We start from the raw sequence: 13004 nt of genomic DNA, 5'->3' as shown, positions 1-13004 counted from the left end.
TAAATGGCTAGTGCGTAGGCTAAGGAGGTCAACGGTGCGCTTAAATGATGTTCAGCGTCAGGCCATCGTCAGCGCCGTGAAGTCGTGTTTTGGGCCGCAAGCGAACGTAAAGCTGTTTGGCTCCCGCACGGATGATCAAGCCAAAGGTGGCGATATTGATCTTCTGATCACAACGGATATCCACGATGTCAATGACATAGTACGGGCTGAAATGCGCTGCCAAGTAAAGCTTCAGCAGCTACTCGGCGAGCAAAAAATCGATATGCTGATTGATTATCCCAGCCGCCAGAATTATCCGGCCATTTTTAGCATTGCTGAGCGGGCAGGACTTCCATTATGACTCAGGATATTGCACTACTACGTTTGCAAGAAGCATGGCGTGAGTGCCAACGGCATATGCATTTTATCAATCAGCGCGAAAAACCGCTTACTTTTAGTGAGCGGATGGATAGCGCGGCATCCGCAGGATGCCCTTGCTGATGATTTGCACAGTGCTATACTACTCACGTCGACACGACCTACCGAGGGGCACTCGGAAAGTTACGTCTGTGGAGACGATGTGAGACCTGGGGGATATGAGTTGGTTCGCCACCGTAAAAATCCCCACTGTGGGACTTTTACGGCGATAACCAAGCCATTCCCTCGGGCAATCGTCTTGGAAGCAGAAACCAGGAAGGTAACAACCTGGGAATCCCCTTCCTTTCCGTCGCTAGACGGCAGCGCAAGCTGAGGGAGGGGAGGATGTCAAACTCTGCGTCCTTTGACGACCCACTGGAGCGCAGATGCCTGACGCGACCTCGCTGCCCCCTGAGCATGATGCAATGACCGACCGCGACCCGGCCACCGGGCATCCGCGCCCGCCTCGGCGTGAATTCAAAGCGCGGGGCAGCTTCGTCAAACGCTGCGAAGGCTGCAACTTGCCCGAGCTGAACTGCCTCTGCCCGTATCAGGTGAAGGCGGAGAGCGACGCTCAGGTATGGCTGTTGACCCACTCCATTGAACACTACAAACCGACCAATACCGGGCGTTTGATTGGCGATGTACTCACCAACACCCGCGTATTTACCTGGTATCGCACGGCGCCGGACGAGGCGCTGGCCGCGCTGCTGCAAGATCCGCGCTATGCGCCGTTCGTGATTTTTCCTGATGACCAGCCAGATTACGCCGACCGCGTGGTGGATATTGACGCGGTGCATGCCGCCAAGCAGCAGGCGCGCATACCGGTATTCATCATTTTGGATGGCACCTGGCGACAGGCGCGGCGCATGTTCCGCAAAAGCCCTTACCTGGATGCACTGCCGGTACTGCCGCTGCGCACCGAGCGGGAGACCCGCTACCGGCTGCGCAAGCCCGCCTCGAAAGCGCATCTGTGCACCGCCGAGGTAGCGATTGAGCTGCTGCGCCAGAGCGGTGATGAAACAGCGGCAAGCGTGCTGGATGACTACTTTGATGTGTTCAACGATAGCTACGCAGAGAGCCGCTATTATCGCAAGATCGAAGAGCCTACGGCAGCCATGCAGCGGCTATTGGAGCGGCAGCGGGCAGAAGAGCATGGTTAGCGGGAAGGATTGCCACCGGGCAGCCAGCGCAGCAGCACTTTGCGGACCCAGTACCAGCGATTGATCAGTAGTGCCATAAAGATCAGGCTACAGCCCAGCAGTTGCAATGCGGTCATGGTTTCGCCAAACCACCAGGCGGCAAACAGCGCGGTCCAGACGGCTTCTAGCATCAGAATCACCGCCGCATGGCTAGGCGTGGTCATACTCTGCGCTTTGATTTGCAGAAAGAAGCGCAGCGAGCTGGCCAGCAGCACGCTGGTCATGAACCAGCCGAGAATCGACGGGCTGAGCGCCAGCGGCTGATGCTCCACCACCAGGGAAAGCCCCGTTAGCACCACGCCTACCGAGATCAGTTGCAGCGTGGTTAGCGGCAGCGCAGGCACATTGCGCACTACGCGGGCATTGACGTTGATCAAAAGCGCAAAACAGAGCGCGGCGCACACCATCAGCAGCTGGCTGGCCTCGACGTTAAAGCCTGCATTGAGCGATAGTAGGGCAAACCCGAGCAGCGCCACGGGTAGCGCGACCCAAGTAGAGCGAGGTGGGCGGTCGCCAAACAGCAGTCGTGCCACTACAGGCACCAGGAGAATCCCCAGGCTGTTGATAAAGGCACTCTCGCCCAGATGGTCGGAGTAGTTAAGCCCCAGTACCCAAAAGGCGATCGCCGCGCTGAACAAAACGCCCACCAGCAGGCCACGGCGCACCCGGCGTGCCGACATACGCGTTAGGGTAGGCCAGGCAAACCCTAGCAGGATCAGCCCGGCTAATAAAAAGCGTGTGCCGATAAACAGCAAAGGCGGCATGCCTGCTAGTGCTTCTTTGGAAAAGATCCAACCGCTTGCAGCTAATACAGTGACTAGCAGGAGCAGGGCATCGGCCTGCCAGGGAGCGCGTTTGATCGAATTCACGCCGCACCGCTGCCGAACAGGGCGCCGGCGATTCTAAACCCAGCGACCCAGGTGCCCACTGCCGACCCCAGGGTAGCGAGAATGAATACCAACAGGGTGCGAGAGACACGGTTTTTCCACCAGCCTTTCAGCTGCGTCACATCATGGCGCAGAGTGGAGAAGTCGCGCACCTTGGGCTTGCGCATATACAGCTCGACCCCCGCCGCTACAAAGCCCGCGCCAATGGTGGGGTTAAGCGATGTAAGTGGTGCAGCGAAGAAGGTAGCAATCACCGTGACCGGGTGAGCAAGCGCCGCAATCGTCGCGCCGCCAGACAGAATGCCGTTAATCAAGAACCACTCGATGACCAGCTGCCAGCCAAGGTCGGTATTGCGTGAAAAGCCCACCACAAAACCGGTAATGACGAGCGCCGTAATCAGCCAGGGGGCGGCTTTCCACAGTTTGGAAGGGGGCGGTGTGGCTTCGAGAGACTCACGCTCCACCGTGGGGTTGTCCGGCAGCGGTGTTTCCAAGTGCTCGCCCGTGCCTTTCAAGTGTCCAGCGCCCAATACCACCAGCACGTTCTGGTAGCGCCCAGGCGGCGCTTCCTCCGCCAAACGCAGCGCCATATAGCGGTCACGCTCGCGAATTAAGGGCGTGTAGAGCGCTTCGGATTCAGCGGCAAACTCGCTGAAGGTGGCCTCTAGCATGTCACCCTCTTTGAGCTTTTCGATGTCCTCTTTGGAGACATCCTGGCGAGAAAGCACGCTGCCAATCAGCCCTGAAAACAGCGAGAAGCGCTGCCACCAAGGCACGTTGCGATAAATGCGTTTCAAAGTGATGCCGACATCTCGGTCTACCAGCAGTAGCGGCAGGTTGCGCGTACGGCACTCTTCAATGGCTGCACGCATCTCAGCCCCCGGCTGAATACCGGACTGCTCGGCGATCCGTTGCTGAAAGGCACCGAGCGCCAGGCTCGCCGCCACCATGCCCGCTTTGCCTTGCTTGAACACCTGAAACAAGTCCTGCTCGCCCATGGCGTCTGGGTTGTCCATGCTGTGGTGACGGGCGTCACACAGCTCAATGGCGACGGCATCGAAGTGACCGCTGTCGATCAGTTGGCGAACGTCGTTGGCGCTCTCGGCAGAGACGTGGGCGGTGCCTAGCAGGGTGTAGTACGTGCCGCCCACCTGAATGGTTTTCAGCGGGCCGCTGGTAGCTGGGAGGGAGCTGCTTTCCTGGGCCTGCGGTGTTGCATCATCTTGATTCATTAAAAAGTCTCAACAAAAAAAAGTAACGAGTGATGCGCGTTTAGCGGCGCCAAAAAGCCGGGGTAAACAGCACCAGTACCGTAAAAATTTCCAAGCGGCCCAGCAGCATGGCAAGCACTAAAATCCATTTGGCGAGGCTGGGCAGATCGCCATAGTGGCTGCTGGCTTCTCCTAAGGCGGGGCCAAGATTGTTCAGCGCCGAGCCAACGGAGGACCACGCCGTTACCTGATCGACCCCCGTCGCCATCACGCCCACCAGCATCAAAAAGAACAGCATCACATAGGCAGAGAAAAATCCCCACACGGCCTGGGCGATGCTATCGGGAACGCTCACTTTGCCGACTTTAACGGCAATCACGGCATTGGGGTGAATGAGCCGCATGACTTCGCGCATGCCCTGTTTCAAGATCAGGATAATACGGATGACCTTCATCCCCCCAGCGGTAGAGCCGGAGCATCCGCCGACAAAAGCGGCCACAAACAGCAGAAACGGTAGTGCGCCCGGCCACCCGGAAAAGTCCGCCACGGCGAAGCCTGCGGTGGTGGCGACCGAGACAACCTCAAACAGCGCATGGCGCAGCCCAACGATGTCATCGTAGGTGTCGGTGAGCCACAGGGTAATCACGGTAATCGTGGTGAGCCCGGCTAAAAACAGCATAAGAAAGCGCGCTTCCGGGTCCTGGAAGTAGTGCAGTAAGCGTTTTTCCCGCCAGGCAATAAAGTGCAGGCTAAAGCTGAAGGCAGAGATCAGCATAAAGCTAATGCAAATAAGTTCGATGGCGGCGCTATTAAAGTAGCCAATACTGGCATCGTGGGTTGAAAAGCCGCCGATGGCGACGGTGGAAAAACTGTGCCCTAGCGCATCAAACCAGCTCATCCCCGCCAGCATATAGGCGACCATGCAGGCAAACGTGAGCGTTGCGTAGATATACCAGAGCGCTTTAGCGGTTTCGGTAATTCGTGGGGTTAGCTTGGAGTCTTTCAATGGCCCTGGAATTTCGGTGCGGTAAAGGGCCATCCCCCCCACGCCCAGGGTAGGCAAAATAGCCACGGCCAGTACCACGATCCCCATACCACCTAGCCACTGCAGCTGCTGGCGATAATAGCGCACCGATTCTGGTAAAAAATCGATGCCGGTAATCACTGTGGCACCGGTGGTCGTCAGGCCGGAAAAAGACTCAAAGACCGCATCGGTAATGCTCAGTGAGCCTTCGCCAAACAGCATGAGCGGCAGCGAACCAAATAGGGCCAGTACCGTCCAGAACATCGCGGCGATAATAAAGCCGTCACGGATACGTAGCTCTTTGTGAGCACGGCGGTTGGGCAGGTAGAGAAACAGCCCCGTCATGACGGTAATCCCAATGCCGCTCATGAACGCGTGCCAGACGCTGTCTCGAAACCAGAGCGACATGAGCATGGGGGGCAGCATCGTTAGGCTGAAAAGCATCAGCAGCAGGCCCAAAATACGTAGAATGACCCGCAAACTCATAGTGGTGGTTGTCTCATACGCTGGCCGGCTCCTTAGAAAAACGTTAATCCGACCTGGAACAGGCGCTCAACGTCGCGAATACGCCGCTTATCGATCACAAACAGAATGATATGGTCGCCGCTTTCCACCCGCACGTCGCCATGGGCGATAATGACCTCTTTGCCCCGCACGATGGCGCCGATGGTGGTGCCGTCGGGTAGGTCGATCTCGCGGATGGTACGGCCCACCACCTTGGACGACTGCTTATCGCCATGGGCAATCGCTTCGATGGCCTCCGCCGCACCCCGGCGCAGCGAGTGCACATTGACGATATCGCCCCGGCGCACGTGGGTCAGCAGGCTGCCGATGGTGGCCTGCTGAGGGGAAATAGCAATGTCGATATCGCCGCCCTGCACCAAATCCACGTAGGCGGCGTTGTTGATGAGGGTAAGCACCTTCTTAGCCCCCAGCCGCTTGGCGAGCAGCGACGACATGATATTCACTTCGTCGTCGTTGGTCAGCGCGCAGAAGATATCGCAGTCTTCGATGTTCTCCTCTTCCAGCAGCCGCTTGCTGGTGGCGCTGCCGTGGAGCACCACGGTGCGATCCAGCCGCTCGGAAAGCGTGGTGCAGCGCTCCAGGCTGTGCTCGATGATCTTCACCTGATGGCTGTGCTCTAAGTGCTCCGCCAAGCGTTCGCCGATATTGCCGCCCCCGGCAATCACCACGCGGCGGAAGTCCCGCTCCACCTTGCGCAGCTCGCTCATCACCGCACGGATATCTCGCCGGGCCGCCAGGAAAAAAACCTCGTCGTCGGCTTCAATCACCGTGTCGCCCCGGGGGATGATCGGCCGGTTGCGGCGGTAGATCGCCGCGACGCGGGTTTCCACGTTGGGCATGTGCTTGCCCAGAAAGGCCAAATCCTGGCCCACCAATGGACCGCCGTAGAAGGCTTTCACCGCCACTAGCTGTACCAACCCGCCGGCAAACTCCAGCACCTGCAGGGCGCCGGGGTGCTCGATCAAGCGGCGCACGTGATCCGTCACCACCTGCTCGGGGCTGATCAGCACGTCGATGGGAATGGCTTCGTGGGCAAAGAGGCCCTTACGAGTGAGGTAAGCGGTGGAGCGCACCCGGGCAATTTTGGTGGGGGTGCGAAACAGCGTGTGGGCCACCTGACAGGCGATCATATTGATCTCGTCGGTGTTGGTCACCGCGATCAGCATATCGGCGTCTTCGCAGCCCGCCTGGCGCAGCACGATGGGGTAGGAGCCTGCACCGGTCACCGTGCGGATATCCAGCTTGGTGTGCAGCTCGCGCAGTTTTGCGCCGTCGGTATCGACGACGGTGATGTCGTTCTCCTCGCGGGCAAGGTGCTCCGCCAGGGTGCCGCCGACTTGGCCGGCGCCGAGAATGATGATTTTCATCGCTAAGCATCGGTTCCGTTATGAGCGCCAACGTTTTATCAGCACGCGGTGTGCGCTGCAACAAAGACGGCGGCCAGTGTAAACCAGCCGCCGTCGAAAAGCAGGTAGGGATTATTCCAGCGTGAAGCCGACTTTGATCGTGACCTGCCAGTGTGCCACGCGGCCATCCTCGATGTGCCCACGCGTGTCGGTGACTTCGAGCCAGCGCATATTGCGAACGCTTTCGGCGGCTTTGGTCAGGGCATTCTGCACGGCGTCCTCAATCCCTTTTTCGGATGAACCGGTTAGCTCAATGTGCTTATAGGTGTGATGACTCATGCTATCTCCTTGCGTGTCATGAAAAGGCGGCCTAGTGCTTAGGCCGTGCGCTTCTCTAGTCTGGCATAAAAAAAGCCATCGTGACTGTTCACGGTAGGAAACAGCTGGCGCCCCGTGCCGCTTTGCTTACCCCAGGCCACGTCATGGGGCGTGGTGGCATGGGCGTCCGGGGTGCGGTCTAAAAACGCATCGATTTGTGCGGCGTTCTCTTCGGGCAGCACCGAACAGGTAGCGTAGAGCAGCGTACCGCCGGGGCGTAGCAGTGGCCATAGATTATCCAGCAGCCGTTGCTGGAGCTTGGCGAGCTGGCGAATGTCCTCTTTACGGCGTAGCGCTTTGATGTCCGGATGGCGACGAATCACGCCGGTGCCGGAGCAGGGGGCATCCAGCAAAATGGCATCGAACGGCGTGCCGCTCCACCAGTCGCGGGTAGTGGCGTCGGCGTGCTTTAGCTCGGCGCTCAGCCCTAAGCGGCTGAGCGTATCGTCCACCCGCGCCAGCCGCTGGTTGTCGTTATCAATGGCGGTGAGTGCAATATCAAACTGCTCTAACAGATGGGCGGTTTTGCCGCCAGGCGCGCAGCAAGCATCCAATACGTGAGCACCGGGGCGTGGGGCGAGCGCCGGGCCAAGCAGCGCTGCAGAGAGCTGCGCCGCTTCATCCTGCACGCTGACGTGGCCCTGCTCAAAACCGGGCAGTATGGCAACGTCGCAGGGCGTTGTTAGCGTAATGCCGTCTGGAGCGTGACAACAGAGATGCCCGTCTAAGCCTTGCTCGGTCAGCTGCTGGAGATACGCTTCACGGTCGTTATAGTGCTGGTTGACGCGTAGGGTCATCGGTCCTGGCTCGTTATTGGCCTGGGCAATGGCACGCCACTGTTCGGGCCAAGCGTGGCGCAGGGCGTCCAGCAGCCAGGGCGGATGCTCCAGGGCAACGTTTTCGTCACGATCAACGACTTCTTGCAGCGCGTCGGCTTCACGCTGCAGGCGTCGCAGACAGCCGTTCAATACTCGGGTGGCCCACTCTTTGCCAAGCAGGCGTGCTGCCCCGGCGGTTTCTCCTACCGCTGCGTGGGCAGGAATGCGCATATAAAGCAGCTGATAAATACCTACCAGCAGCAGAGCGTGGATATCGGCATCGCGCTTTTTAAATGGCTGTTTGAGGAGCTGGCTAGCCAGTGCTTCTAGGCGTGGAAGGCGGCGGCAGGTGCCGTAACAGAGCTCTTTCAGCAGGCCACGGTCTCGGGCCACTACGCTATGTTCATCCAAGCTGGCCAGCGACCCTTTATCAGTGAGAACCGGGACGAGGCTACGGGCAGCGGCTGCGCGGACATCTAGGCCGCTGCCGCCTTTGGCTGGGCGTTGCTGGCTCATTGGCTAGCTCCTTGCGGGGTTTGCCCAAGGCGAACGCCGACGGTGAGTGAGGTTTGGCGGGCGTTTAATAAGTCGCGTACCGCCATCGCTTTGCCGCCAGGTAGCTGGGCACGACTGACACACAGCACTTCTTGCCCTTGTTCGCCGCAGGCAATACGCAGGTGATCATCGCCATGTTCCAACAGCGTACCGGGGGGCGATGGCGGCTGTTCACCTTGCTCGACGCTGGCCATGAGTAGGCGCAGGCGGTCGTTACCTAGCGTGCACCAAGCCACCGGCCACGGGTTGAAGGCGCGGATTTTGCGCGCCAGCTGCTCGGCGGGCTGGCTAAAGTCTAGCTCGGCCTCGGCTTTGCTGAGCTTGGCGGCGTAGGTCACGCCCTCTTCCGGCTGAGGCGTTGCCTCTAGGCTGCCGTTGTCGAGGTTGTCCAGCACGTGGATCAGCGCATTAGCACCTTGAATGGCCAGTCGGTCGTGGAGGTCGCCACCGGTGGTGCGGGAGGTAATTGGGGTGCGCACTTCATACAGCATGGCGCCGGTATCCAGCCCCGCATCCATTTGCATGATGGTCACGCCGGAGGCGCTGTCGCCCGCTTCAATGGCGCGCTGAATCGGCGCCGCACCCCGCCAGCGGGGCAGCAGCGAGGCGTGCACGTTAATGCAGCCTAGGCGCGGCGTGTCCAGCACCGCTTGGGGCAGCAGCAGCCCATAGGCGACGACGACCATCACATCGGCGTTCAATGCCGCCAGTTCGGCTTGCGCATCGGCGTCTTTGAGACTGGCGGGTTGGACCACCGGCAGCCCGTGCTCTTGTGCCAGCTGTTTAACCGGGCTGGGCGTGAGCTTGCGACCACGCCCAGCAGGGCGGTCGGGTTGGGTGTAAACCGCCACCACTTCATGTTCGCTGTCGAGAACGGCAGCAAGGCTGGAGGCGGCGAAGTCTGGCGTGCCAGCAAAAACAACGCGTAACGGTGACATGGTGGTGTGCCCTTAAGTGACGGAGAGGATGACGAGAGAAAGATGCCGTGTATGAAACGCATAAAGGCCGAGAGGCAGCGCTGTTGTTACAGGCGAGTGCCTGCGGGCAGCGTGTCAGCTCGGCCAGTGGCCTGATGGAAAAGCGCGGATTAGGCGTCGTTCATCAGCTTGTGGCGCTTTTGCATTTTTTTCATCACCCGGTCGCGCTTGAGCGGTGAGAGGTAATCCACAAATAGCACGCCTTCCAGATGGTCGTACTCATGTTGAATGCAGTGGGCCAGTAGGCCATCTGCTTCCAGCTCGTAGGGCTCACCGTTACGATCCAGCGCGTTGAGTCTCACTTTCAGGTAGCGCGGTACTTCGGCGTAGTATTCAGGGATCGACAAACAGCCCTCGGAGAGCGGCTCTTTGGCATCATCGATGGGCTCGTAGCGCGGGTTGATCAGCACCAGCGGCTGGGAGTTATCGTCGCTGACATCCATGACGACCACGCGGCGATGGACATCGACTTGCGTTGCGGCAAGGCCGATGCCGCGTGCGTCGTACATGGTCTCCAACATATCGTCGACGAGCTGGCGGACCTCGTCGTCAACGGTTTCCACCGGTACCGCCTTGGTGCGCAGGCGCTCGTCGGGGAATTCGAGAATAGGAAGTTTGGCCATGGCGTTACAATCACCGTTATGCTGAGTCTTTAAGATGAGCTGGCTGCCACCTGTGTCGGCGAGCCTAACTACTTTACTATTGACCACTATATCATGCTGATAGCGATCCTGGGCACGCGCGACACCGTGCAGCCCCTTAAACCGCTTCACCAACGACTGCCCGGGGAGAATCGGATGGTGGCTCTAAAACCTCTTTATTATAGCGTCTTTGGCGTGCTCTTAATGTGGGTGCTGTCGGTCAGCCAGCCAGCCTTAGCCGTGGAAGGGCTGCGCAACGATGCGCCACAGCGCTATGAAGTAGTGCCTGGCGACACGCTGTGGGATATCTCCGCCCGTTATTTACGCTCGCCCTGGCAGTGGCCTTCGCTATGGCAGGCGAATCCGCAAGTTCGTAACCCGCACCTTATCTACCCCGGCGATGTGCTGGTATTGGGGACATGCCAAGGCCAACCATGCCTTTCTGTGGAGCGGGGCCAAGGGGTCGTAAAGCTCTCGCCGCAGATGCGTACAGTGCCTAAACGAGAGGCGATTACTCCTATTCCGATGGAGGTGGTGCGCGCCTTTCTACGGGAGCATCGCGTGGTGGAGCCAGGAGAGAGCCCGCAGGAGCTTGCGTATGTGGTGGGCGGCGATAACCAGCGCTTGATTAGCGGCGCAGGCGATACCCTGTACGTGCGTGGCAGCGTACCCGCCAGAACGCGCCTGGGCATCTACCGTCCAGGCGAGCCCTATGTATCAGCCAATGGCGCACTGTTGGGCGATGAGTTGATCAATATTGGCGAGGCGCGCTACCTGGGCAGCGAGGGCGATATTGCTCGCATCGAAGTGCTTAGCGCCTACCAAGAAGTGCGTAATAACGACATCCTGCTGCCTCTAGAAGATCGTGAGCTAAGCGATGCCTTTGCTCCCCGTGCACCGTTGAATAACGTGTCGGGCCAGATTGTTGCGGTACCGGGCGGAGTACGATTTATTGGGCGGCTGCAAGTGGTGGCACTGGACCTGGGAACGCAAGACGGCCTACAGCCGGGCCATGTATTGCGCGTAGACCAGCAAGGGGAGTTGGTAACTGACCCACGTACCCAAGAACTGCTGCGGTTGCCCAATACCGAGGCAGGATTGGTGATGGTGTTCAGGCCCTATAACCATATGAGTTACGCCTTGGTCATGCAGGCCTCAAAGGTGCTGGCAGTGGGAGATAGTGTACGCGCGCCGACGCGCTAAAGGTGTGCAAGATTTGATATAAGGGGAGCTCTATGGACGCTAAGGAGTGGCTGGCGGTAAATGCTTTGCCCGGTATGGGCGCTGCGCGGATTGCGCAAATGGTGGCGCGCAAGCCTCAATGGCCACAAGGGTGGCTAGCGACTTTGCCCAGCAATGCCGCCAATGCCCTGCGATTGTGGCTGGCGCAGCCAGAACGCAGCCCGCTGCAACAAACGGTCAATGACACCCTCTCCTGGTTACAAGAAGGCCCCAACCGCCATCTGCTTCACCGCGACCATCCTGCATGGCCAGACCTTTTAAACCAACTTCCTGACCCGCCAGCAGTACTATGGGCCCAGGGCGATCTTCGCGCGTTAGAGGCCCCAGGCCTTGCCATGGTAGGTACTCGTCGCCCAACGTCGGAAGGGAGTGGACATGCCCAGGCGTTTGCCCGGGAGTTGGCCAACCGAGGCTGGTGCATTGTCAGCGGGATGGCGCTGGGTGTGGATGGGGTGGCTCAGCGTGCGGCGCTCGCCGCAGGTGGAAGCTCCATTGCCGTGCTTGGCTGTGGTATTGATGTCATCTACCCCGCCCGCCATCGTGATTTGTATGAACAGCTCAGTACGCTACCCGGCGGTTTGCTGCTCTCTGAGCATCCACCAGGCACCGTGGCCCGTCCGGCCTTCTTCCCCCGGCGCAACCGAATTGTAACGGGCCTTTCGCTAGGCACCTTAGTGGTTGAAGCAGCCGAGAAGAGTGGCTCGCTCGTCAGCGCCCGCCTCGCCCTAGAGCAGGGTCGCGAGCTGTTTGCGCTGCCGGGTTCGCTACACAATGTCCAGGCTCGTGGCTGCCTGCAACTGTTGCGTAGCGGCGCCACCCTGGTGCGCCATGTGGACGATATTCTCGAAGAGTTACAGCATTGGGTGTCGCGCTTTGTGCCTGCGCCGCTAGCAGTTGCAGCCGATGAGCCGTTGGCTCATCAACCGAGTGTTGAAGTACCGTCGGCGGATAATCTGTTAAACGCCTTAGGCCCATCGCCTACCCCCATTGATGTGTTGGTGCAGAGCACCGGTATCTCGGTCAGCGAGTGCCAGCAGCGGCTATTGATGCTGGAGCTGGATGGCAAAGTGACGCAGCAGGCGGGTGGTTGGGTGCGGCTGGCAGCGCCATGGTAAGATGCAAACTCAATTTTGTGATTGGCTGAGAGCTTATCAGGAGCGTCTATGAAACCGGCGGTTGACGTGAAAGCGGCGGTGAGCGCGCTGCGTAAAGGCGGTGTGATTGCCTGCCCCACCGAAGCGGTATGGGGGTTAAGCTGTGACCCCGATAACGACGAAGCGCTGGCGCATCTCATGCGTATGAAGGAGCGCGACCCGGCCAAGGGCGTGATTTTGGTGGCGGCGAGTATCGCGCAATTTCAGCCCTGGTTGAACCAGTTGCCGTTGGAACTCCATGCGCCGTTGGCGGCCAGTTGGCCAGGCCCGAATACTTGGCTGGTGCCGGACAATGGTCGCAGCCACGGCCTAGTACGCGGCGCTCATCAAAGCGTGGCGCTACGCGTCACCGACCATCCGCTGATGAAAGCACTGTGCGAAGCCTTTGGCGGGCCGCTCGTCTCCACTTCCGCTAACCGTGCAGGCGATCCGCCCGCTATGAGCGCGGAAGAAGTCGCCACGATCTTTGGCGATGACGTAGCCGCCATCGTGGCGGGCGAATTGGGCGGCAATGCCAAACCCAGCACCATCCGCGATTTAGTGACCGGCAAAGTGATGCGTGACTAGCCGCTCGGCTTCGTCACACTGTCAGCGATTCACGATTCACGATTCACGATTCACGATTCACGATTCACGATTCACCTCACC

13 protein-coding genes are annotated in these 13004 nt (G+C 59.4%); 5 read left to right on the top strand and 8 right to left on the bottom strand.

Annotated features, from left to right (window positions below):
• Window positions 1-34: 34 nt before the first annotated feature.
• Together NH344_RS09290 and NH344_RS09285 are read left to right on the top strand one after the other, a co-directional pair.
• The gene (locus NH344_RS09290; RefSeq protein ID WP_081136616.1) at window positions 35-340 is read left to right on the top strand and encodes a nucleotidyltransferase domain-containing protein; all 306 of its coding nucleotides are present in this window, start codon (window positions 35-37) and stop codon (window positions 338-340) included.
• A gap of 442 nt (window positions 341-782) precedes the next feature.
• A complete protein-coding gene (locus NH344_RS09285) occupies window positions 783-1559 on the top strand; it encodes a DTW domain-containing protein (protein WP_044628949.1) in 777 nt (258 codons plus the stop codon).
• On the opposite strand, the gene NH344_RS09280 is transcribed toward NH344_RS09285, so the two are convergent.
• The 8 genes from NH344_RS09280 to def all read right to left on the bottom strand — a co-directional run bounded on the left by NH344_RS09280 (window position 1556) and on the right by def (window position 9942).
• The gene (locus NH344_RS09280) at window positions 1556-2467 is read right to left on the bottom strand and encodes a DMT family transporter (RefSeq protein ID WP_253027819.1); all 912 of its coding nucleotides are present in this window, start codon (window positions 2465-2467) and stop codon (window positions 1556-1558) included. The genes NH344_RS09285 and NH344_RS09280 overlap by 4 nt on opposite strands.
• The gene (locus tag NH344_RS09275; RefSeq protein WP_253027818.1) at window positions 2464-3717 is read right to left on the bottom strand and encodes a TraB/GumN family protein; all 1254 of its coding nucleotides are present in this window, start codon (window positions 3715-3717) and stop codon (window positions 2464-2466) included. The genes NH344_RS09280 and NH344_RS09275 overlap by 4 nt, the downstream gene beginning before the upstream one ends.
• Before the next feature lie 40 nt (window positions 3718-3757).
• On the bottom strand, window positions 3758-5206 hold the full coding sequence (locus NH344_RS09270; RefSeq protein WP_089675172.1) for a TrkH family potassium uptake protein: 1449 nt from the start codon (window positions 5204-5206) through the stop codon (window positions 3758-3760).
• Between the two features lie 32 nt (window positions 5207-5238).
• Complete coding sequence (gene trkA / locus NH344_RS09265; protein WP_062359928.1) at window positions 5239-6612, bottom strand: Trk system potassium transporter TrkA; 1374 nt, start codon at window positions 6610-6612, stop codon at window positions 5239-5241.
• 111 nt (window positions 6613-6723) lie between these two features.
• Window positions 6724-6930, bottom strand: coding sequence for a dodecin (locus NH344_RS09260; RefSeq protein WP_044628944.1), 207 nt, complete (start codon window positions 6928-6930; stop codon window positions 6724-6726).
• A 38-nt stretch (window positions 6931-6968) separates the two neighbouring features.
• The gene (rsmB, locus tag NH344_RS09255; protein WP_058579642.1) at window positions 6969-8303 is read right to left on the bottom strand and encodes a 16S rRNA (cytosine(967)-C(5))-methyltransferase RsmB; all 1335 of its coding nucleotides are present in this window, start codon (window positions 8301-8303) and stop codon (window positions 6969-6971) included.
• Window positions 8300-9280, bottom strand: coding sequence for a methionyl-tRNA formyltransferase (fmt, locus tag NH344_RS09250; protein WP_228219056.1), 981 nt, complete (start codon window positions 9278-9280; stop codon window positions 8300-8302). Before fmt ends, rsmB begins: the two co-directional genes overlap by 4 nt.
• Window positions 9281-9429: 149 nt before the next feature.
• Entirely contained in the window at window positions 9430-9942 is a 513-nt protein-coding gene (def, locus tag NH344_RS09245) for a peptide deformylase (RefSeq protein ID WP_137093002.1), read from the bottom strand.
• 174 nt (window positions 9943-10116) lie between these two features.
• On the opposite strand from def, the gene NH344_RS09240 reads away from it, so the two are divergent.
• The 3 genes from NH344_RS09240 to NH344_RS09230 are packed head-to-tail and all read left to right on the top strand — an operon-like array spanning window position 10117 to window position 12923.
• On the top strand, window positions 10117-11163 hold the full coding sequence (locus tag NH344_RS09240) for a LysM domain-containing protein (RefSeq protein WP_253027817.1): 1047 nt from the start codon (window positions 10117-10119) through the stop codon (window positions 11161-11163).
• 32 nt (window positions 11164-11195) lie between these two features.
• Window positions 11196-12317, top strand: a complete 1122-nt coding sequence (gene dprA / locus NH344_RS09235; protein ID WP_089675176.1) for a DNA-processing protein DprA — start codon at window positions 11196-11198, stop codon at window positions 12315-12317.
• Window positions 12318-12365: 48 nt separating this feature from the next.
• Window positions 12366-12923 (top strand): Sua5/YciO/YrdC/YwlC family protein, encoded by a 558-nt coding sequence (locus tag NH344_RS09230; protein ID WP_044628939.1) that lies wholly within the window; start codon window positions 12366-12368, stop codon window positions 12921-12923.
• Window positions 12924-13004: the final 81 nt, after the last annotated feature.

The sequence above is a fragment of the Halomonas sp. Ps84H-12 genome, assembly GCF_024124725.1.
Lineage (GTDB): Bacteria > Pseudomonadota > Gammaproteobacteria > Pseudomonadales > Halomonadaceae > Vreelandella > Vreelandella aquamarina.
The sequence above is the reverse complement of the archived record's forward strand: the minus strand, read 5'-3'. Positions and strand labels throughout refer to the sequence as shown.

What these genes read in the sequence shown, in the direction of transcription:
- NH344_RS09285 (WP_044628949.1), top strand. Translation starts at nt 783, where the DNA reads ATGCCTGACGCGACCTCGCTGCCCCCTGAGCATGATGCAATGACCGAC.
- NH344_RS09275 (WP_253027818.1), bottom strand. Translation starts at nt 3,717, where the DNA reads ATGAATCAAGATGATGCAACACCGCAGGCCCAGGAAAGCAGCTCCCTC.
- NH344_RS09270 (WP_089675172.1), bottom strand. Translation starts at nt 5,206, where the DNA reads ATGAGTTTGCGGGTCATTCTACGTATTTTGGGCCTGCTGCTGATGCTT.
- trkA (WP_062359928.1), bottom strand. Translation starts at nt 6,612, where the DNA reads ATGAAAATCATCATTCTCGGCGCCGGCCAAGTCGGCGGCACCCTGGCG.
- NH344_RS09260 (WP_044628944.1), bottom strand. Translation starts at nt 6,930, where the DNA reads ATGAGTCATCACACCTATAAGCACATTGAGCTAACCGGTTCATCCGAA.
- rsmB (WP_058579642.1), bottom strand. Translation starts at nt 8,303, where the DNA reads ATGAGCCAGCAACGCCCAGCCAAAGGCGGCAGCGGCCTAGATGTCCGC.
- fmt (WP_228219056.1), bottom strand. Translation starts at nt 9,280, where the DNA reads ATGTCACCGTTACGCGTTGTTTTTGCTGGCACGCCAGACTTCGCCGCC.
- def (WP_137093002.1), bottom strand. Translation starts at nt 9,942, where the DNA reads ATGGCCAAACTTCCTATTCTCGAATTCCCCGACGAGCGCCTGCGCACC.
- NH344_RS09240 (WP_253027817.1), top strand. Translation starts at nt 10,117, where the DNA reads ATGGTGGCTCTAAAACCTCTTTATTATAGCGTCTTTGGCGTGCTCTTA.
- dprA (WP_089675176.1), top strand. Translation starts at nt 11,196, where the DNA reads ATGGACGCTAAGGAGTGGCTGGCGGTAAATGCTTTGCCCGGTATGGGC.
- NH344_RS09230 (WP_044628939.1), top strand. Translation starts at nt 12,366, where the DNA reads ATGAAACCGGCGGTTGACGTGAAAGCGGCGGTGAGCGCGCTGCGTAAA.